The 26653-nt window shown below is 75.3% G+C and carries 19 protein-coding genes; 10 read left to right on the forward strand and 9 right to left on the reverse strand.

Going from position 1 to position 26653, the window contains the following annotated elements; all coding sequences use genetic code 11:
- Nucleotides 1-126: 126 nt before the first annotated feature.
- Nucleotides 127-1803 (reverse strand): DEAD/DEAH box helicase, encoded by a 1677-nt coding sequence (locus ACH436_RS11515; RefSeq protein ID WP_430560315.1) that lies wholly within the window; start codon nucleotides 1801-1803, stop codon nucleotides 127-129.
- Nucleotides 1804-2122: 319 nt separating this feature from the next.
- On the opposite strand from ACH436_RS11515, the gene ACH436_RS11520 reads away from it, so the two are divergent.
- Entirely contained in the window at nucleotides 2123-2797 is a 675-nt protein-coding gene (locus ACH436_RS11520) for a ferritin-like fold-containing protein (RefSeq protein WP_430560316.1), read from the forward strand.
- A 45-nt stretch (nucleotides 2798-2842) separates the two neighbouring features.
- Here the strand turns inward: ACH436_RS11520 and ACH436_RS11525 are convergent, their stop codons facing one another.
- A complete protein-coding gene (locus tag ACH436_RS11525; RefSeq protein WP_430560317.1) occupies nucleotides 2843-3067 on the reverse strand; it encodes a DUF3107 domain-containing protein in 225 nt (74 codons plus the stop codon).
- A gap of 249 nt (nucleotides 3068-3316) precedes the next feature.
- Between ACH436_RS11525 and ACH436_RS11530 the strand changes: the two genes are divergently transcribed.
- Complete coding sequence (locus ACH436_RS11530; RefSeq protein WP_430560318.1) at nucleotides 3317-6718, forward strand: PD-(D/E)XK nuclease family protein; 3402 nt, start codon at nucleotides 3317-3319, stop codon at nucleotides 6716-6718.
- A complete protein-coding gene (locus ACH436_RS11535; RefSeq protein ID WP_430560319.1) occupies nucleotides 6715-10482 on the forward strand; it encodes a UvrD-helicase domain-containing protein in 3768 nt (1255 codons plus the stop codon). The genes ACH436_RS11530 and ACH436_RS11535 overlap by 4 nt, the downstream gene beginning before the upstream one ends.
- Before the next feature lie 16 nt (nucleotides 10483-10498).
- Here the strand turns inward: ACH436_RS11535 and cynS are convergent, their stop codons facing one another.
- The 4 genes from cynS to ACH436_RS11555 all read right to left on the reverse strand — a co-directional run bounded on the left by cynS (nucleotide 10499) and on the right by ACH436_RS11555 (nucleotide 13690).
- The gene (gene cynS, locus ACH436_RS11540) at nucleotides 10499-10948 is read right to left on the reverse strand and encodes a cyanase (RefSeq protein ID WP_430560320.1); all 450 of its coding nucleotides are present in this window, start codon (nucleotides 10946-10948) and stop codon (nucleotides 10499-10501) included.
- A gap of 53 nt (nucleotides 10949-11001) precedes the next feature.
- The gene (locus ACH436_RS11545; RefSeq protein WP_430560321.1) at nucleotides 11002-11859 is read right to left on the reverse strand and encodes a formate/nitrite transporter family protein; all 858 of its coding nucleotides are present in this window, start codon (nucleotides 11857-11859) and stop codon (nucleotides 11002-11004) included.
- 239 nt (nucleotides 11860-12098) lie between these two features.
- Nucleotides 12099-13022, reverse strand: coding sequence for a macrolide 2'-phosphotransferase (locus tag ACH436_RS11550; RefSeq protein ID WP_430560322.1), 924 nt, complete (start codon nucleotides 13020-13022; stop codon nucleotides 12099-12101).
- Between the two features lie 137 nt (nucleotides 13023-13159).
- Nucleotides 13160-13690 carry a pyridoxamine 5'-phosphate oxidase family protein gene (locus tag ACH436_RS11555; protein ID WP_430560323.1) on the reverse strand — a complete coding sequence of 177 codons (531 nt, stop codon included), beginning with the start codon at nucleotides 13688-13690 and terminating at the stop codon, nucleotides 13160-13162.
- Between the two features lie 81 nt (nucleotides 13691-13771).
- Here ACH436_RS11555 and ACH436_RS11560 point away from each other — a divergent pair, with 81 nt between their 5' ends.
- Both ACH436_RS11560 and nudC read left to right on the forward strand, forming a co-directional pair.
- The gene (locus ACH436_RS11560) at nucleotides 13772-14218 is read left to right on the forward strand and encodes a winged helix-turn-helix transcriptional regulator (protein ID WP_430560324.1); all 447 of its coding nucleotides are present in this window, start codon (nucleotides 13772-13774) and stop codon (nucleotides 14216-14218) included.
- 25 nt (nucleotides 14219-14243) lie between these two features.
- On the forward strand, nucleotides 14244-15245 hold the full coding sequence (gene nudC, locus ACH436_RS11565) for an NAD(+) diphosphatase (RefSeq protein WP_430560325.1): 1002 nt from the start codon (nucleotides 14244-14246) through the stop codon (nucleotides 15243-15245).
- 41 nt (nucleotides 15246-15286) lie between these two features.
- On the opposite strand, the gene ACH436_RS11570 is transcribed toward nudC, so the two are convergent.
- Complete coding sequence (locus tag ACH436_RS11570; protein WP_430560326.1) at nucleotides 15287-15556, reverse strand: mycoredoxin; 270 nt, start codon at nucleotides 15554-15556, stop codon at nucleotides 15287-15289.
- A 100-nt stretch (nucleotides 15557-15656) separates the two neighbouring features.
- On the opposite strand from ACH436_RS11570, the gene ACH436_RS11575 reads away from it, so the two are divergent.
- Nucleotides 15657-17693, forward strand: a complete 2037-nt coding sequence (locus tag ACH436_RS11575; protein ID WP_430560327.1) for an ATP-dependent DNA helicase UvrD2 — start codon at nucleotides 15657-15659, stop codon at nucleotides 17691-17693.
- Between the two features lie 523 nt (nucleotides 17694-18216).
- Nucleotides 18217-18588, forward strand: a complete 372-nt coding sequence (locus ACH436_RS11580) for a WhiB family transcriptional regulator (RefSeq protein WP_430560328.1) — start codon at nucleotides 18217-18219, stop codon at nucleotides 18586-18588.
- Between the two features lie 100 nt (nucleotides 18589-18688).
- Here ACH436_RS11580 and ACH436_RS11585 read toward each other — a convergent pair whose 3' ends face one another.
- A complete protein-coding gene (locus ACH436_RS11585; protein WP_430560329.1) occupies nucleotides 18689-19831 on the reverse strand; it encodes a ThiF family adenylyltransferase in 1143 nt (380 codons plus the stop codon).
- Nucleotides 19832-19945: 114 nt separating this feature from the next.
- Here ACH436_RS11585 and ACH436_RS11590 point away from each other — a divergent pair, with 114 nt between their 5' ends.
- Nucleotides 19946-20527, forward strand: coding sequence for a M48 family metallopeptidase (locus ACH436_RS11590; protein WP_430560330.1), 582 nt, complete (start codon nucleotides 19946-19948; stop codon nucleotides 20525-20527).
- Between the two features lie 15 nt (nucleotides 20528-20542).
- On the opposite strand, the gene ACH436_RS11595 is transcribed toward ACH436_RS11590, so the two are convergent.
- Nucleotides 20543-22045 carry a zinc-dependent metalloprotease gene (locus tag ACH436_RS11595; RefSeq protein ID WP_430560331.1) on the reverse strand — a complete coding sequence of 501 codons (1503 nt, stop codon included), beginning with the start codon at nucleotides 22043-22045 and terminating at the stop codon, nucleotides 20543-20545.
- 213 nt (nucleotides 22046-22258) lie between these two features.
- On the opposite strand from ACH436_RS11595, the gene ACH436_RS11600 reads away from it, so the two are divergent.
- Together ACH436_RS11600 and ACH436_RS11605 are read left to right on the forward strand one after the other, a co-directional pair.
- A complete protein-coding gene (locus ACH436_RS11600) occupies nucleotides 22259-23428 on the forward strand; it encodes a PDZ domain-containing protein (protein ID WP_430560332.1) in 1170 nt (389 codons plus the stop codon).
- Between the two features lie 118 nt (nucleotides 23429-23546).
- Nucleotides 23547-26624, forward strand: a complete 3078-nt coding sequence (locus ACH436_RS11605; protein ID WP_430560333.1) for a UPF0182 family protein — start codon at nucleotides 23547-23549, stop codon at nucleotides 26622-26624.
- Nucleotides 26625-26653: the final 29 nt, after the last annotated feature.

Here is a 26653-nt window from a genome sequence, read left to right on the forward strand (position 1 = left end):
TCCGCACGCTACGACCCGCCCCGGACATGCCCCCTGACGCAACGAGCGTGCTGACCTGAACCTCACGCATGGCAGGTGAGGATCAGGTCAGCACGCTCGTTGCGTACCGGTGGTCGTGCGGGAGGGTCAGCCCTCGGCAGGAGCCTGCGGGGCCGAGCCGCCCTCGACCGGACGGCCGCCGCGAGTACGGCGACGGTTGCGGTTGCGGCGGCGGCGCTCCTCGCCGTCGCGCTGCTCACCGGCACCGGCACCGGCACCGGCACCGGCACCGGAGGCCGAGGCCGCGGAGCGCTCGCCGGAGGCCTCGCGCGAGCCCTGGCCGGACCGCGAGCCGCCGCGGCCGCCGCGGGAGCCGCCGTCCCGACGACCGCCGTCCCGACCGCCGTCACGTCCACCGCGGTGGCCGTCGCGCTGACCGGACGAGCTGTGCCGCTTGCCCGTCTCGCCGAGGTCCTCGAGCTCCTCGGCCTCCAGGCCGGCGAGCTTGCGCTTCTCCTTGGGCAGGCGGCCCTTGGTGCCCTCGGGGATGCCGAGGTCGGTGTAGAGGTGCGGCGAGCTGGAGTACGTCTCGACCGGCTCCGGGAAGCCCAGGTTCAGGGTGCGGTCGATGAGCTGCCAGCGGGGCACGTCGTCCCAGTCGACGAAGGTCACCGCGGTGCCCTGCTTGCCCGCGCGGCCGGTACGGCCGATGCGGTGCAGGTAGGTGCGCTCGTCCTCGGGGCACTGGTAGTTGACGACGTGCGTGACGTCGTCGACGTCGATGCCGCGCGCCGCGACGTCGGTCGCGACGAGGACGTCGATGTGGCCGTGGCGGAACGCGCGCAGCGCCTGCTCGCGGGCGCCCTGGCCCAGGTCGCCGTGGATGGCGCCGGCGGCGAACCCGCGGTCGCGCAGGTCGTCGGAGACCTTCGCCGCGGTGCGCTTGGTGCGCGCGAACACGATGGTGCGGCCGCGACCCTCGGCCTGCAGCAGGCGCGCGAGCACCTCGACCTTGTCGAGGGCGTGGGCGCGGTAGACCACCTGGCGCGTGTTCTTCACGGTGGCGCCGTCGTCGTCCGGCTCGGCCGCGCGGATGTGCGTGGGCTGCGACATGTAGCGGCGGGCCATCGAGACGACCGGGCCGGGCATCGTCGCGCTGAACAGCATCGTGTGCCGCACCGCGGGCGTGCGGGCGAGGATCTTCTCGACGTCGGGCAGGAAGCCGAGGTCGAGCATCTCGTCGGCCTCGTCCAGCACGACCGTGGCCGCACGGGTCAGGTTGAGGTGGCCCTGGTTGAGGAGGTCGACCATGCGCCCCGGCGTGCCGACGACGACCTCGACGCCGTTGTTCAGCATGTCGATCTGGGGCTCGTAGGCGCGCCCGCCGTAGATCTGCGCGATGCGCACCGACCGCTTCTTCGAGGCGGTGGCGAGGTCGTTGGCGACCTGGACCGCGAGCTCGCGGGTGGGCGCGACGACGATGGCCTGCGGCTTGCCCGGGGCGGGCAGCTCGTCGAAACCGGGCTCGCCGGGCGCGACGACGCGGTGCAGCAGCGGGACGCCGAAACCGAGGGTCTTGCCCGTGCCGGTCTTGGCCTGGCCGATGATGTCGTGCCCCTGCAGCGCCACCGGCAGCGTCATCGCCTGGATGGGGAAGGGGTGGGTGATGCCGGACTCGCGCAGGGCCTCGACGATCTCCGGGCGGACGCCGAAGTCGGCGAAGGAGACGTCCTGCGCCTGGATGGCGGCGGGGGTGGAGTAGTCGGGCTCGCCGGTGGCGGGCGTCGTGGGGGCCGCGGTGGCGGCGGGGTCGGTCGTGGTCACGGGTACCTTCGTCTGCTCGTCGGCGCGTGCGAACCGAGGGGCTCCCGAACGGGCCGGGTCCGTCGACGGGCCGCACCGTTCCGGTCACACTCGTCGGGTCGCGAGGAGCGCCGAGGTGGTCGGCAGCCGATCGTGGAAGAACGTCGCTCAGGCCGGCGGAGTCCCGCCTGGCCGCGGCGGTCGAGTCGATGCATGAAGACCCATAGCGTGACGACCGGGCAACCGAAGTACTCCTCCATGGTACGCGACCGGGCGCGGAGCTGGGCGGGACACGACGGCGACCCCGCCGAGGCCGGTCCGCCGCCCCTATCCTGGGCGCGTGAGCCAGCAGCCGAGCACCCCGGACCCTGCCCTGACGACGCTCGTGGGGCTCGCGGCCTACACGGAGCTGGCGGCGTTCGGGCTGCTCGCGGCCCGGTCGGCGGATGCCCCGGACCTCGGTGCCCGCCAGACCCTGGCGACGGCGGCGGGGGACTCGCTCGGCCGTCAGGAGCGCCTGCTCGGGCTGACGACCGTGGTGGGCCCCGGCGGCGCGGCGGCGGCGATGGCCCCCTTCGACGGGGTCCTCGCCGACTTCGACGCCCGCACGACGCCGTCCGGCTGGGCGGAGGGCCTGCTCAAGGCCGTCGTGGGGCTGGGCGTGGCGCAGGACCTGTGCCGCGAGCTCGCGGCCGGGCTGGCCGACGACGCGGCGGACTTCGTCGCCGCGGTGGGCGAGCCCCGCCCCGCCGACCCCGCGACCGCCGTGCTGGCGGCGGCCGCGGCGGCGGACGGCGTGCTCTCGGCCCGCCTGGCGCTCTGGGGGCGGCGTGTCGTCGGCGAGGCGCTGGGTCTCGTGCCGGTGCTGCTCGCGGCGCACCCGCCGCTCGCCGAGCTGGCCGCCCGCGCACGGGCGGCCGACGACGACGGCGGGGCGTCCGTGCAGGCGTGGCTCGTCTCCCGCCTCACGGCCGAGCACACGCGGCGGATGGACCGTCTGGGCCTCGCGGCCTGACGCGACGCCGGCGGGCGCTGGGGGCCCGCTGGGGTTCGCCCGGGGTCAGAGGGCGCCGAAGCCCACCCGGGGCTGCTCGGTCGAGCCGACCTCGACGTACCCGATCGTGGCGGTGGGCACGAGGATCGTGCGCCCGCGCGAGTCGGTGAGCTCGAGGATCCCGCCGTCGGCGATCGCGCTGCGCACCGCGGCGGTCACGTCCTCGGCCGTCTGGTCGGTCTCGACGACCAGCTCGCGGGCCAGGTTCTGCACACCGATCGTGATCTCCACGTTGTCTCCTTCGCGAGCAGCGCCGCCGGACGGCGCTCGTCTGTCGTTCCCGGTCACCCGGACGTCTGGTCGATCCTAGTCACGGCCGGGCCGGCGCCGGGCCCAGGACGCGTTTGTCAGCGGAGGGTGAAACCGGCGCGTCGCGGGCGGGGCGCGCGGCTGCCGCTCCGGCCGGCGTTGGAGCTGTCGGTGGGGCTGTCGGTGGGGCTCTCGGTGGGGCTGTCGGTGGGGCATGGTCGAATCGGTGCCGTGACGTCAGCAGCCTCTCCCGCCGTGCGCCTCGTGGCGCCGGAGCCGGCCGACGTCGTGGGCGCCGGCGTCGCGCTCGACCCGACGCAGGAGGCGGCGGTCGCGACAGCGCTCGACGGCGACGTGACCCTCGTGGTCGGCGCGCCGGGCACGGGGCGCACCACGGTGGCGACGACCGTCGCGGTGCGGGCGCTCGCGGGGGACGGCGGAACCCCGGGGCTGGACCCGGGCCGCGTGCTGGTGCTCGCGGCGTCCCGCCGGTCGGCGGCGAGGCTGCGCGACGAGGTGACCGCCCGCGCGGGCCGGACGCTGGGCGCGCCGATGGTGCGCACGCCGGCGTCGGCGGCGTTCGCGGTGCTGCGGTCGCGGGCCGCGGCGCACGGCGACGCGACCCCGACGCTGGTCTCGGGCCCGGAGCAGGACCTCGTGCTCGCCGAGCTGCTCGAGGGCCACCTGTCGGGGGAGGGCACCGGCCTCGCCCTGCCGCCCGGGCTGCCCGAGGAGTCGCTGGGGCTGCGCGGGCTGCGCCAGGAGCTGCGCGACCTGCTCATGCGCGCTGCCGAGCGCGGGCTGGGGCCGGTGGACCTCGACGAGCTGGGCCGGCGGCACGACCGACCCGAGTGGGTCCTCGCCGCGCAGCTCTACGAGGAGTACCTGGACGTCACGACGCTGCGGCTGGGCACCCCGGACGCGGGCGCCCGGTACGACCCGGCGGGCGTGATCGACGAGGCGGCGCACGCGCTGGCGGCGTGGGACGAGGAGCTGCCGGACGTGCCGCGCCCGTCGTGGGACCTCGTCGTCGTGGACGACTACCAGGAGGCGACGGTCGCGACGGCACGGCTGCTGCACGTGCTGCGGGACGCGGGCGCGCGGCTCGTGCTGCTGGCGGACCCGGACTCCGCGGTGCAGGGGTTCCGTGGCGCGTCCCCGGGGCTCGTCGGGCGGGCGGCGGCACCCGCGCGCGGCGGCGTCGTGGGCGCGTTCGACGCGCGCACCGTGGTGCTGGGCACGGCGTGGCGCCAGCCGGAGGGGCTGCGAGCGGTGACGCGGGCGGTGACGTCACGCATCGCGACCGTCTCGGGCGCGCTGCACCGCGGCGCCGGCCCCCGGCCGGAGGGAGCAGGGACGCCCGCGGAGGTCGACCCGGTCCGCGACGAGCGCGAGGCGGACGGGCCGTCCGACGCCGCGGCGGACGCCGGCGGGCCCGACGCCGGACAGCCCACGGGCGTGCAGGTCGCGGTGCTCGCCGGGCCGGCGCAGGAGGCGGCGTTCGTGGCGCGCGAGCTGCGTGCCGAGCACCTGCTGCACGGCACCCCGTGGGAGCGGATGGCGGTCGTGGCGCGCAGCGGCGACCGGCTGGTGTCCCTGCGCCGCGACCTGGTCGCGGCGTCGGTGCCGGTGGCGCTGCTCGGCTCCGACCTCCCGCTGCGCGACGAGCCGGCGGTGTCGCCCCTGCTGGCGGCCCTGCGCGTGTGCGCCGCGGGCGGTGGTGTCGACCGGCTGATCGCGGACGAGCTCGGGGATCCTGGTGTGGGCTCCGCGCTCGACCCGGAGACGGCGGCGCTGCTGCTCACCTCACCGGTGGGCGGGCTCGACGCCGTGGCGCTGCGCCGGCTGCGGCGCGCGCTGCGGGCGGAGGAGCTGTCGGGTGGGGGCGGACGGTCGTCCGACGCGCTGCTCGTCGAGGTGCTGGACGACCCGGCGCGGGCCGAGACCCTCCCCGCGCCCGTGCGCCGCGGCCCGGTCGCCGTCGCGCGCGTGCTCGCTGCCGGTCGGGCGGCGGCGGGGGAGCCCGGGGCCACGGCACAGACCGTGCTGTGGGCCGTGTGGGCGGCCACGGGGCTCGCGGACCGGTGGCGGGACGCCGCGCTGGCGGGCGGGCCGGCCGGTGCGCGCGCCGACCGCGACCTGGACGCCGTGCTGGCGCTGTTCCGTGCCGCCGAGACCTACGTGGACCGCATGCCCGGCGCCCCGGTGGCCGCCTTCGTCGACTACCTGGCGTCGCAGGACCTGCCCGCCGACTCGCTCGCGGCCTCCGCGAGCGGCGCGCGCGCGGTCGAGGCGCTGACGCCCGCGGGCGCGGCGGGACGGGAGTGGGACGTCGTCGTCGTGGTGGGCGTGCAGGACGGCGTGTGGCCCGACCTGCGGCTCCGTGACTCGCTGCTGGGCTCGCAGGCGCTCGTCGAGCTGCTCGCAGGCCGCTCCGACGACGCTCACGGCATGGGCCCGGAGGCCCGCCGGCAGGTCCTGGCGGACGAGCTGCGGGCGTTCGCGGTCGCGACGTCGCGTGCGCGGCGCCGTCTGGTCGTCACGGCGGTGGAGGACGCCGAGGACGCACCGTCGGTGTTCCTCGACCTCGTCGCACCGCCCGCCGCCGACGGTGCCGACGGTGCCTCCGGTGACGGTCCGGACCCGCGCCGGGTGACGGTGGGCCCGCCGCTCGACCTGCGGGGAGTCGTGGCCGAGGCCCGCGCCACCCTGGTGCGTGCCGCGGGGGAGACCGACGCGGGGCGCCCCGGCGACGACCCGGCAGACGTCGCCGCCGCCCTCCTCGCCGACCTGGCCGACGCGGGGGTCCCGGAGGCGGACCCGCGCACCTGGTACGGGGTGGCGACGACGTCCAGCGAGGCGCCGCTGTGGGGGCCGGACGACGTCGTGACGGTCTCGCCGTCCAAGGTGGAGACCGTCAGCACGTGCGCCCTGAGATGGGCGTTCGAGTCCGCGGGGGCGACGGCGCCCGACGCCACCCACCAGACGCTCGGCACCCTGGTCCACGCGATCGCGGAGGACCTCCCGAAGGCGTCGCTCACCGAGCTGCGTGCGGAGCTCGACCGCCGCTGGCCCGAGCTCGCGCTCCCCGACGGCTGGCCGTCGCGCCAGCTGCGGAACCGGGCCGAGCGGATGATCGAGCGCCTCGCCGCCTACTACGCGGAGGCGGGCGACCCGGTCCTCGTCGAGCCGGAGTTCGAGCTGACCGTGGGCAGGGCGCACCTGCGCGGCAAGATCGACCGGGTCGAGGACGCGGGGGACGAGGGCGTGACCGTGGCCGACCTCAAGACCGGGCGCAGCGCACCCGCGCGCGCGAAGGCCACCGAGCACCCGCAGCTCGGCGCCTACCAGCTCGCGGTGTCCGAGGGGGCGCTCGACCTGCCGCCGGGGACGCCGAGCGCGGGCGCGCGCCTGGTCTACGTCGGGACGCCCACCGTGGCGCCGACGCTGCGCGACCAGCCGGCGCTGGAGGTCGGCGACGACGGGTCGAGCTGGGCGCGGGCGCTGGTGGAGACCGCCGCTGACACCATGGCTGCCGGGCGCTTCACCGCGCACGAGAACGACCTGTGCCCCATGTGCCCGGTGCGCCGGTCGTGCCCCGTGCAGCCCGAGGGAAGGAACGTGATCGAGTGACCGGCGACCCCGCCACCGGCCCGGCCGCACCCGAGCCGCGGCGCGACGGCGACGGACCCGACGCCGACGACCTCGCCGGGGCGTTCGCGGACGACGCCTGGGCGGCGCTCGGCGAGCCGGGCCGGGAGGACGACCTCGGGTTTCCCGAGCTCGCAGGGCCCGGTGCCCTCGGTGGGGTCGCCGCGACGTCCCCCGACGCGGTGCTGTTCGACGACGACACCCTGTTCGCCGCGGCCGACCCGGCCGGCGGCACGGCGGCCGACGGCGGGCCGGGCGCACCCCGGGCCGCGGAGCCGCGGCTGTCCGCGCGCGCCATCGCCGAGCTGCTCGGGCGTCCGGCGCCCACGGACGAGCAGGTCGCGGTCATCGAGGCGCCGCTGGAGCCCGTGCTCGTCGTCGCGGGCGCCGGCTCGGGCAAGACGGAGACGATGGCGGCGCGCGTGGTGTGGCTCATCGCCAACGATCTCGTGGCCCCCGAGGAGGTGCTCGGGCTGACGTTCACGCGCAAGGCCGCGGCCGAGCTGACCCAGCGGGTGCAGTCCCGCCTCGCGCAGCTCGCCCGCGCGCAGGGGCGCGCGACGTCGGGGCTGGACCTGCTCGCCCGGCCCACCGTCGCGACGTACAACGCGTACGCGGCGTCGCTGGTGACCGACCACGGGCTGCGGCTCGGCATCGAGCCGGGCTCGCGCCTGCTGGGCGAGGCGAACCAGTGGCAGCTCGCGGCGCAGGTCGTGGAGTCGTGGGCCGGCGACCTCGACACGGACCGGGCGGTGAGCACGGTCACCGGAGCGGTCCTGGCGCTGTCGGGCGAGCTCGGCGAGCACCTGCTGCCCGTGGACGAGGCGCGCGACGCCCTGGCGGACGTCGTCGCCCGCATGGACGCGCTGCCGCTCGGGCCACGGCAGAAGAAGCGCACCAAGGAGATCCAGGGGCTGATCGACTCGGTGGCGGAGCGCACCCGGCTGCTCGACCTCGTCGCGGAGTACCGGCGCCGCAAGCGCGTCGCGGACTCGCTGGACTTCGGGGACCAGATCGCGTTCGCGGCCGAGCTGGCGCGGTCGGTGCCGGCCGTGGGGGCGACGGAGCGTTCCCGCTTCCCCGTGGTGCTGCTCGACGAGTACCAGGACACCTCGTACGCCCAGGTGGAGCTGCTGGCGGGGCTCTTCGGCGGCGGGCACGCCGTCACGGCCGTGGGCGACCCGCACCAGTCGATCTACGGCTGGCGGGGCGCGTCGGCGTCCGGGCTGGCGCGCTTCGGCGAGCGGTTCCGGACGCGCGCCGGGGCCCCGGCGGCCGTGCGCTACCTGAGCACGTCGTGGCGCAACGACGCCGCCGTGCTGGCGGCCGCGAACGTGGCCGCGGCGCCGCTGCGCGACCGCGCCCGGCAGACCGGCACGGGCGTGGACGTGCCGCCCCTGGACCTGCGTCCCGGCGCGGGCACCGGCGCCGTGCGCGCCCACGTCGCCGCCACCAGCGAGGAGGAGGCCGAGGCCGCCGCCGAGTTCGTCGCGGCACGCTGGCGCCGCGCGACCCGCCGGGACGGCTCCGACCGCGTGACGGCCGCCGTCCTGTGCCGGGCGCGGTCCCAGTTCGCGACGGTCGAGGTCGCGCTGCGCCGGCGGGGGCTGCCGGTCGAGGTCGTCGGCCTGGGCGGGCTGCTGTCCACGCCGGAGGTGGTGGACGTCGTCGCGCTGCTCGAGGCCGTGCACGACCCGTCGCGCGGCGACTCGCTCCTGCGGCTGCTCACCGGGCCGCGCGTCAACCTCGGGGCGTCCGACCTGCACGCGCTCGGGTCGTGGGCGTCGGACCTGGCCCGCGCGGACGGGGCCCGCCCGGGCGGCCACGCCGCGGGCGGGGAGGAGGACGACGGCGACGCCCCGGTGGTCGTCGAGGGTGACGTCGTGGACCACCGCTCGATCGTCGACGCGCTCGACGACCTGCCCGCCCCGGGCCGCCCGGCGCGCGACGGCCGCGTCCTGTCGGTCGCCGGCCACGGCCGGCTGACCGCCCTGGCACGGCTGCTGCGCGAGCTGCGAGGGCTCACCTACCTGTCGCTGCCCGAGCTGGTGGTGACGGCCGAGCGTGCCCTCGGGCTCGACGTCGAGGTCGCCACGGCGCAGGTGCTCGCGGACACGCTCGCGCCCGCGGTGGTCGGCGGTCGGCCCGGTGGCGGACCCGGCGGTGGACCCGGTGGCGGCGCGGCCGCGGGCGTGAGCCTGCGGGGCCGGGAGCACCTCGACGCGTTCCGCGACGTGGCCGCCGGCTTCGCGCAGTCGGCGGACGTCGCGACGCTCGGCGCGTTCCTCGCCTGGCTGGGCGTCGCCGGGGACCAGGAGCGCGGTCTCGACATGCCCGTGCGCGAGCCCGACCCCGACGCGGTGCAGGTCATCACGGCGCACGCCGCCAAGGGGCTGGAGTGGGACGTGGTCGCGGTGCCCGGGCTGGTCGACGGCGTGTTCCCGAGCCAGGCCGAGTCCTCGCAGGGCCGGCTGGACGGTGGCTGGCTCACCGACGTCTCCGCCCTGCCCTACCACCTGCGCGGCGACGCGCCCGACCTGCCCGAGTTCAGCTGGGCGGAGGCCGTCGACACCAAGGACCTCGCGGCGCGCCGCGACCAGTTCCGCGCGGACAGCGGAGCGCACCGCCTCGCCGAGGAGCGGCGGCTCGCCTACGTCGCGTTCACGCGCGCCCGCCGCGAGCTGTTCCTCACCGCGCACTGGTGGGGGACGGGCAGCACGCCGCGCCGCGTCTCGCCGTTCCTCGCGGAGCTCGTCGAGGCCGGGGTGGTGGACGCCGGCGGCTGGGCCGACCAGCCCGACCCCGCGGCCGGCAACCCGCGCGACGCGGTGGAGCACGCCGCGCCGTGGCCCGTGCCCGAGCGCCCCGCGGACATCGCCGAGGATGCCGACCCCGCCGACCCCGCCGACACCGCCGACCCCGCCGAGACGGCCGGCGCCGACGGTGGGCCGAGCCCGCGCGACGTCCTGCGCGCGTCGGCGGCCCGGGTCGACGCGGCGCGTCGTGACCCGGGGAGGTCGGACGGTATCCCCACGGGAGTCCTGCGCGACGCGTCCGGCCGCGACCTCGTGCTCCTGGCCCGCACGCTGCTCACCGAGCGCGGCGAGCGCGGGGCGCGCGAGGTGGAGCTGCCGGCCCACGTCTCGGCGTCGGGCCTGGTCCGGCTCGCGGGGGACCGCGACGGCTTCGCGCTCCAGCTGCGCCGTCCCGTGCCGCAGGAGCCCACCGTGCACGCCCGTCGCGGCACGCACTTCCACGAGTGGGTGGAACGGTTCTTCACGTCCTCGTCGCTGGTCGACGTCGACGACCTGCCGGGCGCCGAGGACGGCGAGATCGCGCCCGACGTCGACCTCGAGACGCTGCGCCAGCGGTTCACAGAGTCCCCGTGGGCGTCGCGCACCCCGCTCGCGGTCGAGGTGGACGTCGAGACGCCGGTGGCGGGCGTGATGCTCCGCAGCCGGATCGACGCCGTCTTCCCCGACCCGGACGCCCCGCCCCCGGGCGAGGGCGAGGCGCCGGCCGTCGTCGTCGTGGACTGGAAGACCGGGCACGAGCCGCGCGACGCGGGGGCGCGGTCGGCCCGCGAGGTGCAGCTCGCCGTCTACCGCCTCGCCTGGTCCCGCTACACGGGGCTGCCGCTCGACAGGGTGTCCGCCGCGTTCGTCTACGTCGCGAGCGGCACCACCGTGCGGCCGCGCCGCCTGCTCGACGAGGCCGAGCTGGAGGCGCTGGTCCGCGGGGCCTGACGGCGGGGCCCGCGGCTCACCAGCGGTAGTCGAGGAACTTCCCGTCGAGGGTCACCACGACCCGGTCGCCGTCCGGGTGCGGCCGGCGGGCGATGTCCACCTGGAAGTTGATCGCCGACATGATGCCGTCGCCGAACTCCTCGTGGATGAGCTCCTTGAGCGCGGGCCCGTACACCGCCAGCGCCTCGGTGAAGCGGTAGATCGTCGGGTCGGTGAGCACCGCCTCGTCGCGCACGCGGTAGGGCTGCAGCCGCAGCGCCTCCGCGACGTCCTCGCCCAGGCCGAGCAGCGTGCACGCCGCGGACGCCTGGTCGGCCGTCATCGGGTGGTTGCCGAGCAGGGCCGCCGTCGTCCAGACGACGGGTGCGCCGACCTTGTCGGCGATCTCCTGCCAGGTGAGGCCGGAGCGCAGGCGGGCGGTGACGACCTGCTCGGCGGCGGCGGCCTTGGTCATGATCGGGTCCATCGGGGTCCTTCGGTCGGGGGACGTTCGGTCTGACAGCGGTGCCTGGCGGCGGCTCAGCCGACCGGCGTGGCCACGCGCTCCTCGACGGGGGCGGCGGGCACGGGCCGACGGCGCTCGGGCCGGGTCCGGTAGTGGGTGAGGTAGAGCGGCAGCCCCACGAACGTCAGGCCGCCGACGAGGTTGCCGACCACGGTCGGGAGCTCGTTCCACACCAGGTAGTCCATGACGGTGAAGTCGCCGCCCAGCAGCAGGCCGGAGGGGAACAGGAACATGTTCACCACGGAGTGCTCGAAGCCCATGTAGAAGAACAGGAACACCGGCATCCACATGACGACGGCCTTGCTGATCGTGTCCTTCGACATCAGGAAGGCGACCACGCCGGTGGAGACCATCCAGTTGCACAGCACGCCCCGCACGAACAGCGTGAGCATGCCGGCGGCGCCGTGGTCGGCGTAGCCGACGGTGCGCCCCTCGCCGATGTGCCCGATGGCCTGCCCGATCTCGTTGGGCGGCGTGGAGAACCCGTAGGTGAAGGTGATCGCCATGAGCAGGGCCACCATGAACGCGCCGGCGAAGTTGCCGCAGAACACGAGGCCCCAGTTGCGCCACATGCCCGCCCAGGTGGCGCCGGGCCGGCGGGCGATGACCGCGAACGGCACGAGGGTGAAGACGCCGGTGAGCAGGTCGAAGCCCATCAGGTAGAGCATGATGAAACCGATCGGGAAGAACGCCGCCCCGAGGAGCGGGTTCCCGGTGTTGGTCGAGATGGTCACCGCCATGGCCGCGGCCAGGGCGAGGATGGCACCACCCATGAACGAGCGGATGAGCGTGTCCCGGGTGGACATGAACAGCTTCTTCTCGCCCGTGGCGATCATCTGCGAGACGAAGTCCTGCGGCATCACGTACGACATGACGGATCCTTCGGCGGGGGTGGAGGCGCTGGGTCGCCGCCGAGTCTCGTCGTCGCAGGTTGTGGGCACGTCGCCACGACGTTGAGGTCGTGTTTCGGTCCGTCCCGGACCGGTGAGCCCGAGGTTTCGCCGACCTCGCAGGCCAGGGCGGGAGCCGGTGAGGAGCAACGTGCGTGCTGACTCTTTCCTCACAGCGCTACGTAGAGGAAAGAGTCAGCACGCACGTTGCGACGGCGGGGTCAGGCGGGGGCGTCCTCGCGGGTGGCCTCGTCCAGGTCGGCGAGCATCGCCTCGGCGTCGGCGACGACGTCGTCCAGGCCGCGCCGGACGCCGTGCAGCAGCCAGCGGGCGAGGGCCAGCTCGCCGACCAGCAGGGCGCGGTCGACGAGCCGCGGGTCGTGCAGCTCGGTGCGCCGCAGCTGGTACGCCTCCATGATCGAGTCCACCGCGTCGGGCGGGGCCGCGACGAGCAGCCAGGCGAGGTCGTCGGCCGGGTCGGCCACCCGCGCGTCGGACCAGCCGCTGATCGCGGTGACCCGCCCGCCCGTGACGAGCATCTGGTCGGTGGCGAGGTCGCCGTGCACGACGACGGGCTGGAACCGCCACAGGGCGACGTCCTCGAGCGCGGCCTCCCAGCGCCGCAGCAGCGTCGGCGGCACCTTGCCGGTCGCGGCCGCCTCGTCGAGCTCGACGAGCCGGCGCTCGCGGTACTCGGCCGCGGTGTACGACGGCAGGCCGCAGGACTCGACGACGGACGCGGGCAGCTCGTGCACCGCGGCGAGGGTGCGGCCGAGGTCGGCGGCGAGGCCCGGGCCCGGGCGCAGGGCGTCGAGGTCCAGGGCCGTGCCGGTCACGTGCCGGTGCACGACGGCGCGCCCGCCCTCGGGCAGCAGCGCGAACCCGGCCACCTGCGGCACGGTGAAGGGCAGCACGCCCGCGTCGACGTACAGGTGCAGGGCCTCTAGCAGCTCGGTCTCCGCCTCGAGGGCGGCGCCGGCCATCGTGGTGCGGGGCGCGCGCACGAGCCAGTCGACGCCGTCGTCGGCCGTGACGACGGCGACGTCGTAGTCGCCCGGCAGCTCCTCGGGGCGGACCGAGCGGGCGTCCAGGCCCGGGACGGCGGCCGTCGCGAGGGCGGCGAGGGCGAGCGGGCTGCGTGGCACCCGCCCACCGTAGACGCTCGCCGAAGCGCGATGGCTCCACCACGCGCGTGTGCCGCGATTCGTGGGGCTCCCTCGGACGTGTGGCGCGCCCTGCTGCTCGGACGGCGCCGCCGGGCGCCGGACCTGGCCGGGCCCGCTCACCCGAGGTGCGCCGCCTCCGGCACGAGGCCGCCCTGGGCGCTCGGGAGCCGGGAGGTGAAATCGAGCAGGCCGACCCACTCCGGCCGCAGCCCGATCCGCGCCTGGCGCAGCGCGGGGTGGTCGACCTCCGCGAGCATCTCGGCGGCCGCCTCCGTGCCCAGATAGCGTCGCGCGGCGGCGGCGTACTCGGGCGCCACGCCCCGGACCTCGGCCAGGGTGACGCGCCCGCGCAGGGTGAGGACGCGGGGCGGCGGCCCGTCGTCGTCGACGGTGACCGCGACGCGAGGGTCCGCACGCAGCGCGGCCAGGCGCCGGGCCGGGTGCCGGACGGCCGGCCCGGCCACGTAGGTGACCGTCACGAGCTCGGTGCCGGTCCAGTGGAACCAGGTCGGCACGACGCGCGGGGATCCGTCGGGGGCGAGGTAGGCCACGCGGGCCGGCGCGGTGCCGGCCAGGAGCTCGCGGGCGACGGGTGTGTCGAGCAGGGCGGGGTCGCCCTGCGGCAGGGGGGTGCGGTCGGGGGACATGGCTGCTCCGTCTCTTCAGGGAACCGTTCCACGGTAGACCCGATGGTCTCTTCAGGGAACCCACTGACGTAGGCTGGCAGGGTGCAACGCACCGACTTCAGCCAGATGCACTGCTCGATCGCGCGGACGCTCCACGTCGTCGGCGAGGTCTGGTCCCCGCTCGTCCTGCGCGACGTGCTCATGGGCCTCCACCGCTTCGACCAGATCCGCGCCGATCTCGGCGTCTCGCGCAAGGTCCTCACGGAACGCCTGGGCTGGCTGGTCGAGCAGGGCGTCCTCGACCGCGTCCCCTACAGCGACCGCCCGCCGCGCTCCGAGTACCGGCTCACGCAGCGTGGGCGCGAGCTGTGCGAGGTGCTCCTCGTGATGTCGGCGTGGGGCGACCGCTGGCTCGCCGGTCCGGACGGGCCGCCCGTCGTCTACCGGCACCGCACGTGCGGGGAGGCCACGCACGCCGAGGTGCGGTGCGCACGCTGCGGCGAGGCGCTGCACGTGGACGACCTCGAGATGCCGGCCGAGGCGGTCTAGCCACGACGGCGGGTACCGTCTCCCCGTGACGCCCGCCACCCCGCTCCCTGACCTCTCCTACACCCGCGCCACCCACGACCGGGCGTCCGAGCGCCGTGCCGAGCCGGGCCTGATCCCGCGGCTGCTGGCCGACCCCGCCACGCGAGTCGTCCTGGTGCTGCGCGGCCGCGTCGCCGTCGACGACGCAGGCGACCTCGCCCTGGTCGGCGTCGCGGACGCGGACGGCCTGCCGGCCGAGCCCGAGCGGGCCGACCGCCCGGACGCGCACGTGCCGGGTCACCGCTGGCTGTTCCTCGGCGTGCAGGACGGCGCGGGGCTGCTCGGTCTCGTGCTGCCCGACGAGGCGGACGCGGACGCCGTGGGGATCGAGGGCGTCTCCCCGGCGGCCCCGGCCCCGCGGCTGGCGCGCGAGCACCGGTGGGCCGGGCTGCGCGAGGTGGGCGGGCGGCCGGGCGACGCCCTTGCCGCGGAGGCGGTGGCGCTCGCCGCGTGGCACGCGTCGCACGAACGGTGCCCGCGGTGCGGCGAGCCGACGGTCGTGGAGCAGGCGGGGTGGGTGCGCCGATGCCTGGCGCAGGACGTCGAGATCTACCCGCGCACCGACCCGGCGGTGATCATGGCGGTCGTCGACGACGCCGACCGGCTGCTGCTCGGGCACGCCGCGCACTGGCCCGAGGGGCGGTTCTCGACCCTCGCCGGCTACGTGGAGCCGGGGGAGGGGCTGGAGCAGGCGGTGCGCCGGGAGGTGGCCGAGGAGACGTCCGTCGTGATCGGCGAGGGGCCCGGCGACGTCGTGTACCGCGGCAGCCAGCCCTGGCCGTTCCCGGCTTCGCTCATGCTCGGCTTCCGGGCGCGGGCCGTGGCGACCGACGTCGAGGTGGACGGCGCGGAGGTGACGGCGGCGCGCTGGTTCACCCGTGACGAGCTGCTCGCGGGCGTGCGGGCCGGCGAGGTGGGCCTGCCGGGTCGCCCGTCGATCGCCCGCGCGCTCGTGGAGGAGTGGTACGGGGGAGAGCTGCCCGGCTGAGGTCCGGGCGACCCCGCGACCGCGCGACCCCGCGGCCCGGGTCAGGCGGTGAGGCGCGCCTTCACGTCGAGCAGCGACGGGTTGGTCGCGGCGCTGCCGTCGGGGAAGACGACCGTCGGCACGGTGCGGTTGCCGCCGTTGACCTGCTCCACGAACTCCGCCGTCTCCGGCTGCTCCTCGATGTCGACGACCGTGTACGCGATGCCCTCGGAGTCGAGCTGGGTGCGCAGGCGCCGGCAGTAGCCGCACCACGCGGTCGAGTACATCGTGACGGTGCCCGGCTCGGGGAGCTGCGGGGTGGCGGTGGTCATCGGGTCCTCCTGATCATGGGTGCCGCTTCCCGGTACCCCGTGCCACGGCCTGGGGACGACGGGAGCGGCGTGTCGGCGACGGCTGCGAGAATCGCAGACGATGTCGACCACCACCAACTCCCCGAGCGCCCCGCTTCATCCCGACGCGATCCTCGACGCCCTCGATCCCGAGCAGCGGGACGTGGCGCTGGCCCTCACGGGGCCGGTCTGCGTGCTGGCGGGTGCGGGCACCGGCAAGACGCGGGCGATCACGCACCGCATCGCCTACGGCGTGCGCACCGGCACCTACAAGCCGACGTCGGTGCTCGCGGTGACGTTCACGGCCCGCGCGGCAGGGGAGATGCGCACCCGGCTGCGCGACCTGGGCGTGGTGGGCGTCCAGGCGCGCACCTTCCACGCGGCGGCGCTGCGCCAGCTCGGGTACTTCTGGCCGCGCGTCGTGGGCGGCGCACCGCCGCGGATCCTCGAGCACAAGGCGCCCGCCGTCGCCGAGGCCGCCCGCCGCGTGGGTGTGAGCGTGGACCGGGTCGCCGTGCGGGACCTGTCCTCCGAGGTCGAGTGGGCCAAGGTGTCGCTCGTCACCGCGGAGGACTACGTCAAGGCGGCGCTCGTCGACGACCGTCCCGCGCCGTCGGGCTACGACCACCAGACGGTGGCCCGCCTCATCACGGCGTACGAGGACGTCAAGACCGAGCGCGGGGTCATCGACTTCGAGGACGTCCTGCTGATGCTCGCGGACATGCTCAACTCCCACCGGCAGGTGGCCGACGAGGTCCGCTCGCAGTACCGGCACTTCGTCGTCGACGAGTACCAGGACGTCTCGCCCCTGCAGCAGTTCCTGCTCGACCAGTGGCTGGGCGACCGCAGGGAGCTGTGCGTCGTGGGCGACCCGTCGCAGACGATCTACTCCTTCACGGGCGCGACGCCGCACTACCTGCTCGACTTCACGCGCACCTACGCCGACGCGCAGGTGGTGCGGCTGGTGCGCGACTACCGTTCCACGCCGCAGGTCGTGCACCTCGCGAACCAGGTGCTGCGGCGCGGCCGCGTCCCGGGGGCGCTCGAGCTCGTCGCGCAGCGCCCGGCCGGCCCGCCCGCGAGCTTCACGGCGTACGACGACGACGACGCGGAGGCGGCAGGCATCGCCGCTCGCGCGGGCCGGCTGATCGCGTCGGGCGTCCGGCCCAGCGAGATCGCGGTGCTCTACCGCACGAACGCCCAGTCGGCCGCGTTCGAGTCCGCGCTCGCCGACGCGGGGATCAGCTACCTCGTCCGCGGGGGCGAGCGGTTCTTCCAGCGCAAGGAGGTGCGCGACGCGATCGTGCTGCTGCGCGGCGCCGCCCGGTCAGCCGACCCGGACCAGCCGATGCCGGAGCAGGTGCGCGACGTGCTCACCACCGCCGGCTGGACGGAGCAGCCGCCGGCGGCGCGCGGTGCCGCACGCGAGCGGTGGGAGGCGATGCAGGCGCTCGTCGGGCTGGCCGACGACGTCGCGGCAGCGGCGCCCGAGGACGCGCCGGCCACGATGGCGACGCTGGTCGGCGAGCTGGAGGAGCGGGCCTCGGCGCAGCACGCGCCCACCGTCGAGGGCGTGACGCTGGCGTCGCTGCACGCGGCGAAGGGCCTCGAGTGGGACGCCGTCTTCCTCGCGGGGGTGAGCGAGGGCCTCATGCCCATCTCGCTGGCGGAGACGGACGAGGGGGTCGCGGAGGAGCGGCGCCTCCTGTACGTGGGGATCACCCGCGCCCGCGAGCACCTGGAGCTGTCGTTCGCGCGGTCGCGCAACCCGGGCGGTCGGGCGACGCGCAAGCGCACCCGCTTCCTCGACGGGCTGTGGCCGGACGACCCGTCCGACCGCCGGGGCCGCGGGCGTGCCGTGCGCGGTCAGGCCCGTCAGCAGCTCACGGGGGAGCACGACGTCGCGCTGTTCGACGCGCTGCGCGAGTGGCGGCTGTCGGTGGCGCGCGAGACCGACAAGCCGGCGTTCACCGTGCTGGGCGACGCCACGCTGGCCGCCATCGCGGAGCTCAGGCCGACGTCGGTGGCACAGCTCGCCCGCGTGAACGGCGTGGGCCCTGCGAAGATCGACCGCTACGGGCAGACGATCCTGGCGATCGTCGCGGAGCACGCGGGCTGATCCGGCCCCGATCCGGCCCCTCTCGGGCCCCGATCGGACGCCCGGAAAAACTCGCCGAAGAAAAACTCGAAAAAAGATGTGGCGGCCCGGGCGAGGCCGTCTATGCTCGGAGAGTCCCAGACGGAGTGGCGTCTGCCGAGAGGCGGAGGTCCGAGAGCAGTGAGGAGGTGGGTGCACAAGATGGACACGATGACTCAGATCGTGATGGCGACCGCGTCTGCCGGCGCGCCCGGGTACACGTCTGCCCGTGGCGAGCTCAGCGCCGTCCGTCCGTTCCGCGCGCGCAAGCACGGAGCAGGCAACGCCGATCTCCACATCGCACCCGACTCCGCCCCCTGGAGCCATCCGGTCTAGAACCGGATCCAGGCCGCGGAGTCCCCCCGGGACCCGCGGCCTTCGTCTTTCCGCTCAGGGAAGAAGACCTCACCAGGTCGTTCGAGCCGGACCTCTGACACCAGAGGTCCACCCGCAGGTCCTGAACACCGACGTTCATTTCAAGACCCAGGACCTGACGGAGGAACTCGTGCGCCTCGCACAGCTGTTGGACGAGCGGCTGCTCGACACGATCCCCCAGGGCGGATCCGGCCCCTGGACCCCGCATCAACCCCTCACCCAGAGCCCGGCCGAGGTGGCCGAGCTCGACCGCCAGTTCGCGGCGCTGCTGCCGTGCCGTACCAACGACCCGGAGCTGTGGTTCGCCGAGCACACCGCCCAGGTCGAGGAGGCCAAGGCCCTGTGCCGCGGCTGCCCGCTGCAGTCCGGCTGCCTCGCGGGCGCTCTCGAGCGGCAGGAGCCGTGGGGCGTCTGGGGTGGTGAGGTCTTCGTCGACGGCAAGGTCGTGGCCCGCAAGCGCGGTCGCGGCCGGCCCCGGAAGTCGGAGACCGTCGCAGCATGACCGCGGGGGCCGCGTCGAGCGGCATCCCCCACCTCGCCCGGGCGGGCCGAGGTGGTACGACAGAGCGCGAGGTCGCCCGAACCTCGCAGGTGGTGCACCACTACCTCGCGAGCGTTCGGCCGGCCTCGCGCTCTGTCGTACCACCTGCCGTCCTGCAGGCCGGGACCGGCAAGGTGGTGCACCCGCAGCCGGGGTGCGCCGCGACGTCGCGTGCGCGGGGCACCGCCTCGGGCAGCGCGACCTCCAGGCGACGCCCCACGGTCGCCGGCGCTGCGCCGTCGAGCAGCGCGAGCACCTGGCCGGCCGCGAGCGCTGCGGCCGTCGCGGCGAGCGTCGTCTCCTGGGCCGCGTCGGCCGGCCGGCGTCCGAGGTCCGCCACGACGTGACGCCAGCCGGGGTCGGCGTCGGCGGCGTGCCGGTCGCAGCAGCCCACGCAGGCCGAGCGCCCGGGCAGCACCAGCGGGCCCACGACGACGTCCGCCTCCCGCACGACGACCGGCAGGTGGGGGATGCCCGCCCCCAGCAGCCGCTCGTACCGCTCCGGGCGTGCCGCGTGCGACTCCACGACCACGACGACGTCCGGCAGCCGTGGCTCTCCGCCTGCGGTGACCTCGAGCTCGGTGCGCACCCGGAGGCGGGGGTGCGCGGCCGCGAGCCGCTCGGCCGCGGAGCGTTCCCGCGGACGACCGACGTCCCCGGGGCCGTGCCCGCCGAGCCCGAGGTCACCCACCTGCACCGGGCTCCGGTCGTCCAGGACCAGGGTGCCGACGCCGGCGCCGGCGAGGAGGCCTGCCAGCGCGGTGCCGGTCCGGCCGAGACCGTGCACCCCGACGGTGCGGGCGTCGCGGCGGGCGAGGGTGTGCGCGCCCGCCCCGTCGGGGCGCAGGGCGCCCAGCACGGTGGCGTCCGGCGTCCAGTCCGCCCCGGTCCCGGCCGACGTGGGCGCCCGGTCCGCAGCGGGACGGACGAGGAACCCGCCGTCGCGCAGCGCGCGCACGATCAGCTCGCGGCGTTCCGGGCTCACGCCCCAGCGCCGGGCGCCGCGGTCGAGGGACCGGTGCCGCCGCGACCCCGCGTCGCGCAGCCAGCGCGCCTCGTGGTCGTCGAGCCCGGACAGCACGAGGCTCCACCGGGGGTCCGTCCCGAGCTGGATCTCGCCGTCGCCGTGGTCGAGGACGGGGGTCGCCGGGCGCAGCGTGAGGTGGGGGGCCGTCACGGCGGGCGGGCTGTCGGCGTCTGCCATGCGGCCAGCCTGGCACGTGCCGGTGGGCGGTCCGGGGCGTCGTCCACAGGCCCTTCGGCCGGTCCGCGCCGCCCTCGACGCCGCCCGGTTCGTGTGTTCTGACACACAAAATTCATGATTCCCCGGTACCGTCGTGCCGTGGCCCACGACACGATGATGACGTCGGTGGAGGTCCGGCGCAGCCGTCGGCGGACCGCCACGGTGAGCGCGTACCGCGACGGCGAACGCACCGTCGTGGCCATTCCCGCGCGCTTCTCGCGCGCCCAGGAGCGCGAGTGGGTGGCGAAGATGCTCGCACGGCTCGAGGACAAGGAGCGCCGTCGGCGCCCGTCCGACGAGCAGCTCGTCGAGCGGGCCAAGGAGCTCTCCGAGCGGTACCTGGGCGGTCGCGCCCATCCGACGAGCGTCTCCTGGTCGCCCCACCAGGGGCGCCGGTGGGGGTCGTGCACGCTGGTCGACGGCTCGATCCGGATCTCCACCCGGGTGCAGGGGATGCCCGAGTGGGTGCTCGACTACGTGCTGCTGCACGAGCTGGCGCACCTGCTGCACGCCGGCCACGGCCCCGCGTTCTGGCAGCTGCTCGACGCCTACCCGCGCACCGACCGGGCGCGCGGGTTCCTGGAGGGCGTGTCGTTCGTCCAGGACGACGGCGGCGTGTCGCCGGCGCTCTCCGACGACGGGGCCGCCGCCGGCTGAGCGCCACGGCCCGGTTCAGGAGGCGGGCTTGTCCCCGTCCTCGCCGGATCCTTCCGTGCCGGTCTGTTCCGTGCCGGTCTGGTCCGTGCCGGTCTGGTCCGCCGCGTCCAGGATCTGCGCCAGCGCCGCGTCGACGTCGGACTGCTCGTCCGCCTGCGCCTGCCGGCGCGTGAAGTAACCGGCGGGGTCGTCGAGGTCCGCGGTTCCGGGCAGCAGGTCCGGGTGCTCCCAGACGGCGTCCCTGGCCTGGGGGCCGCCCTCGGCGAGCACGTGCGCGAAGAGCGCCGTGGCGTCGCGGGAGCGGCGCGGGCGCAGCTCGAGCCCGACGAGCGTGGCGAAGGTGTGCTCCGCGGGCCCGCCCGCGGCGCGGCGGCGCCGGATCATCTCCCGCAGCGGGTAGGTGTGCGGCAGGTGGGGCAGCGCCGCGGTCGCCGCGACCTCCGTGACCCAGCCCTCGACGAGCGCCAGCGCCGTCTCGAGCCGCAGCAGGGTGGCCTCCTGCTCCGGCGTGTGCTGCAGGCCGAAGACGCCACCGGTCAGCGCGCCGCGCAGCGCCTCGGGGTCGCCCGGGTCGATGTCCCGCACCTGCTGCTCGAGCACGTCCAGGTCGATCGTGATGCCGCGCGCGTACTGCTCGACGAGCCCGTGCAGGTGCGCCGCGAGCCACGGGACGTGCGTGAACAGGCGGGCGTGCGCGGCCTCGCGCAGCGCCAGGAAGTGGCGCACCTCCTCCATCGGCGCGTCGAGCCCGTCGGCGAACGCGGCGACGTTCGTGGGCAGCAGCACGGTGGCCGGCTCGGACAGCAGCGGGACGCCGACGTCGGTGGCGCCGAACACCTCCCGCGACAGGGTCCCGGCGGCCTGACCCACCTGCATGCCGAAGACGGCCGACCCGAGCCGCCGCATCATCTGCGCCGGATCGAGGCCGCCGCCGAGGGCGCCGGCGGGCAGCCCGGCGAGCCCCGGCATGCCCAGCGCGTCGGCGTCGCCCAGGTCCCCGGGGAGCTGGTCGCGCAGCACCGTGGCGAGCGCGTCGGCGACGGACGTCGCGACCGGTGCCACCAGCCGGTGCCACGCGGGCAGGGTGGCCTCGACCCACTCCGAACGGCTCCACGCGTGCGCGCGGCCGCCGGCGGGCGGCAGGTCGGTCACCGCGTCGAGCCACAGCTCCGCCACCCCGAGCGCGTCCGTCGCCGCCTTGGCCTGCCCGCCCGTGAGGGACGGGTCGCCCTCGGCGACCGCCACCTGGCGCGCGATGTCGTGCGCGACGTCGGTGTTGACGGGGCCGTCACCGGACGCCGACAGCAGCCGCTGCACCTGCGCCAGGACGTGCTGCATCGTCGCCGGGTCGGGGGTCCCGGCGCCCGGCATCCCCGCGAGCGCTGCCGGGTCGATGCCCTGCGCGCGCATCTGGGCGAGGACCTCGTCGGTGCGGTCGCCGAAGAAGCCCTCCAGCATCGAGCGCAGCATGCGCTCGCGCTCCTCGGCACCCTCGGGGTCGTCGGGAAGGTTGCTCATGCGGGGACTCCTCGGCTGTGCGGTGGAGGGACGCGGCGGGGGACGGGCGGCGGCGACGGCGGCCGTCGCCCGACGGGTTCACCGTAACCACCGACGACGCCCGGCCGGGCCGTGGGGTTCCGGCAGTTCGCTCTGGGCGCAGATCTCCCGGAGACCCTGGGGCGGGGCCGGCGCCCGCACGCAGCGCCCAGGAACGTCGGCGATGATGTGCCGGTGACCTTCGACCGCGACGTCCTCGCGCCCGACGACCCGTCGTCGCCCGACGAGGAGACGTTCCCCGCCGCGCGAGCGTCGCGGCGCAGCGTGACGCTCGGCGTGTCGCTGCTGGTGACCGCGCTCCTCGCCGCGGTGCTCCTGGTGCTCCCGACCCCGTACGCCATCCGCGCCCCGGGTCCGACGGAGGACACCCTCGGGCTGCAGGGCGCGGACGTGCAGGGCGACTCGGGGGAGACGTCGAGCGGCGGCGGGAGCGCGACCGCGAAGCCTGTCGTCGAGATCAAGGGCGCCGAGACCTACGACGTGTCCGGCGAGCTGCGGCTCACCACCGTGTCGGTCTACGGCGGGCCCGGTGGCGACGTCCTGCTGGGAGACGTGCTGTGGGGCTGGGGCTCGCGCGAACGGTCGGTGCAGCCCGTCGAGGCGGTCTTCCCGCAGCAGACGACGCGCGAGCAGCAGCAGGAGGTCGGTCAGGCGCAGATGGCGGGTTCCGAGTCGGCCGCGACCGTGGCCGCGCTGACGGAGCTGGGGTACGAGGTGCCCGCCACCCTCACGGTGGCCGGGACCGTGCCGGACTCCGGCGCCGACGGCGTCGTCGAGCCGGGCGACGTGGTGCGCAGCATCGACGGCCAGGAGGTCACGACGCACCAGGACCTGCTCGAGGGCCTCGACGACGTGACCCCGGGCGAGGAGGTCACGCTGGGCGTCGAGCGGGACGGCACGACGACGGACGTCACGGTGACGACGTCCGAGGGTGACGGGCGCGCGGCGCTCGGCGTGCTCCTGGACCCCAAGTACGCGTGGCCCGTCCAGGTGACGATCCGGCCGGGCGACATCGGCGGGCCGAGCGCGGGGACGATGTTCGCGCTGGCCATCATCACGAAGATGACGCCGGAGGACGAGCTCGACGGGGCGCGCGTCGCGGGGACGGGCACGATGAGCGTCGACGGCACGGTCGGCCCGATCGGCGGCATCCAGCAGAAGCTGTTCGGCGCGGTGGACGACGGCGCGCAATGGTTCCTCGCCCCGGCGGACAACTGTGACGAGGTCGTCGGGCACGTGCCCGACGGGCTGCGGGTGGCCCGGGTGGCGACCCTCGAGGAGGCGCGGGCCGCCGTCGAGGCGATCGGCGCGGGCAAGGGCGCGGACCTGCCGACGTGCTCGTGACCGGCTGGTGAAGCGCCGGTCGCCCACCGGTGGGCGAAGCGTGGGAACCTGAGGGATGACAGGGACGTTCCCCATCAGAACGTCCGTCCGTCCCGAGCACGAGTGAGGTGCCCGCACCGTGTCCTTCGCTGCCCCACCCCGTCGACGACCAGGCGGTCCGCCCGCCAAGCGTCGCCGGAGCCCCCTCGCGATCACGCTGGTCGTGGTCGCCGCGGTCGTCGTCGCGCTGCTGCTCCTCGCGCAGTTCTGGACCGAGATCATGTGGTTCGACGCGCTCGGCTTCGGCAACGTGATCTGGACGGAGTGGATCACCCGCGGCATCCTCTTCGTCGTCGGCTTCCTCGTGATGGCGGCCGCCGTGTTCTCGTCCTTCGCCATCGCGTACCGGGTGCGCCCGGTCTACGCGCCGTCGACGCCTGAGCAGGCGACCCTCGACCAGTACCGCGAGGCGGTCGAGCCGCTGCGGCGCGTCGTGACGATCGCTGGACCGGTCGTGGTCGGGTTCTTCGCCGGCGTCGCGGCGTCCGCGCAGTGGCGCACCGTGCTCCTGGCGCTCAACCCCTCGTCGTTCGGCGAGAAGGACCCGCAGTTCGGGATCGACCTCGGGTTCTTCGTCTTCTCGCTGCCCGCGCTGCGGTTCGCGGTCAGCTTCCTCATGGCGGTCGTGATCGTCGCCGGGATCGCCGCGCTGGTGACCCACTACCTGTACGGCGGGCTGCGGCTCGGCCCCGTCCCGGCGGGCACCCCGCGCACCACCCGTGCGTCCCGCGTCCACCTCGCGGTCCTGGGCGCCGTCCTGATGCTCGTGATCGGCGCGAACTACTGGCTCGACAGGTACTCGCTGCTCACCGCGACGAACGGCGGCACCGCGACTACCTACAACGGCGCCTCCTACTCGGACGTGCACGCCGTCATCCCCTCGAAGGAGATCCTCACCGGCGTCGCGGTCCTCGTGGCGATGCTGTTCGTCGTGGCGGCCGTCCGCGGCACGTGGCGGCTGCCGGCCATCGGCGTCGGGCTCATGGTCGTCTCGGCGATCGCGATCGGCGGCATCTACCCCGCCGTGGTGCAGCGCTTCCAGGTGAACCCCAACGCCCAGGAGCTCGAGGCCGACTACATCCAGCGCAACATCGACGCCACGCACGCGGCGTACGGGCTGGACGACATCGAGACCCAGCCGTACGACGCCACGACGGAGGCCGAGCAGGGCGCGCTGCGCGAGGACGCCGACACGACGGCGTCGGTGCGTCTGCTCGACCCGCAGATCGTCAGCCCGTCGTTCCGGCAGCTGCAGCAGAACAAGCAGTACTACAACTTCGCCGACAACCTGTCGGTGGACCGGTACGAGATCGACGGGGAGTCGCGCGACACCGTGATCGCGGTGCGCGAGCTGAACCTCGACGGCCTGGGTGACGGCCAGCGCAACTGGGTGAACGACCACACGGTCTTCACGCACGGCTACGGCGTCGTCGCCGCGTACGGCAACCAGCCCGGCCCGGACGGGCAGCCCGCCTTCTACGAGGGCGGCATCCCGACCCAGGGTGCGCTCACCGACAAGGGGTACGAGCCGCGCATCTACTTCAGCCCGTCCACCACGGACTACTCCATCGTGGGCGCACCGGAGGACGTCGAGCCGTGGGAGCTCGACTACCAGGCCGACGACGAGCAGGGCGGCCAGCAGGTCAACACGACGTTCCCGACCGACGAGGTGACCGCCGGCCCGTCCGTCGGGTCGTTCGGCAGCAAGCTGCTCTACGCGCTGAAGTTCGGCGCGCAGGAGATGCTGTTCTCCGAGCGTGTGACCGACGAGTCGCAGATCCTCTACGACCGTGACCCGATGACGCGCGTGCAGAAGGTCGCCCCGTGGCTGACGCTCGACCAGGGCATGTACCCCGCGGTCGTCGACGGCCGGGTCAAGTGGATCATCGACGGGTACACCACCTCGGACGCGTACCCGTACTCGACCAGCCGCCCGATGCAGGAGGCGACGGCGGACTCGCTGACGCTGGCCGCCCAGGGCGTGCCGGTGGAGATGCCGCCGGAGGTCAACTACATCCGCAACTCGGTGAAGGCCACGGTCGACGCCTACGACGGCTCCGTGACCCTGTACGCCTGGGACACGCAGGACCCGATCCTCAAGGCGTGGTCCGACGTGTTCCCGACCTCGGTGGAGCCGATGTCCGAGATCTCCGGCGACCTGATGAGCCACATCCGGTACCCGGAGGACATGTTCAAGGTCCAGCGCACGTTGCTGACCCAGTACCACGTCGAGGACGCGGGCCAGTTCTTCTCCGGCCAGGACTTCTGGGCGAACCCGGCGGACCCGGTGTCGACCGGTGGCGCCACGGGCCCGAACGCGGCGAAGCAGCCCCCGTACTACATGTCGCTGCAGATGCCGGGACAGAACGCCTCGGCGTTCTCGTTGACGAGCACCTTCATCCCGGGCGGTAACACCGACCGCGAGATCCTCACCGGGTACCTGGCCGCCGACGGCGACGCCGGGTCGACCGCGGGCGAGGTGTCGGAGGGGTACGGGAAGCTACGGATGCTCGAGCTGCCACGCGACTCGACCGTCCCCGGACCGGGTCAGGTGCAGAACAACTTCGACTCGAACCCGACGATCTCGGAGCAGCTGAACATCCTGGAGCGCGGCTCGTCGAACGTCGTGCGAGGCAACCAGCTGACCCTGCCCGTGGGCGGTGGCCTGCTGTACGTGCAGCCGGTGTACATCCAGTCGGCGGGTGGCACGGCCTACCCGCTGCTGCGTCGGGTGCTCGTCGCCTTCGGTGACCAGACCGGGTACGCGGAGACGCTGGACGAGGCCCTGGACCAGGTCTTCGGCGGCGACTCCGGGGCGAACGCCGGCGACGCCGACGGCGAGGTGGAGACGGAGGTGCCCACCGCGCCCGTCGAGGGCGAGGACGGGGCGACGCAGCCGTCCGCGGAGCCCACCACGGAGCCGAGCGCCGAGCCCACCACGGAGCCGAGCGCGGAGCCGACCGGTGGCTCCACGCCGGCCGGTGACCCGCAGTCGCGGCTGAACACCGCCCTGCAGGAGGCGAACGACGCGATGACCGCCAGCGACGAGGCGCTGAAGGCGGGCGACTTCACCGCGTACGGCCAGGCGCAGGACCGCCTGCAGAAGGCGATCGAGGACGCGGTCGCCGCGGAGAAGGAGATCGAGGCCGCCGGCTGACCGGTCGGTGGTGCGAGGCGCGGGGTCGT

The sequence above is a fragment of the Isoptericola sp. NPDC019693 genome, from assembly GCF_044389085.1.
Classification (GTDB): Bacteria; Actinomycetota; Actinomycetes; order Actinomycetales; family Cellulomonadaceae; genus Isoptericola.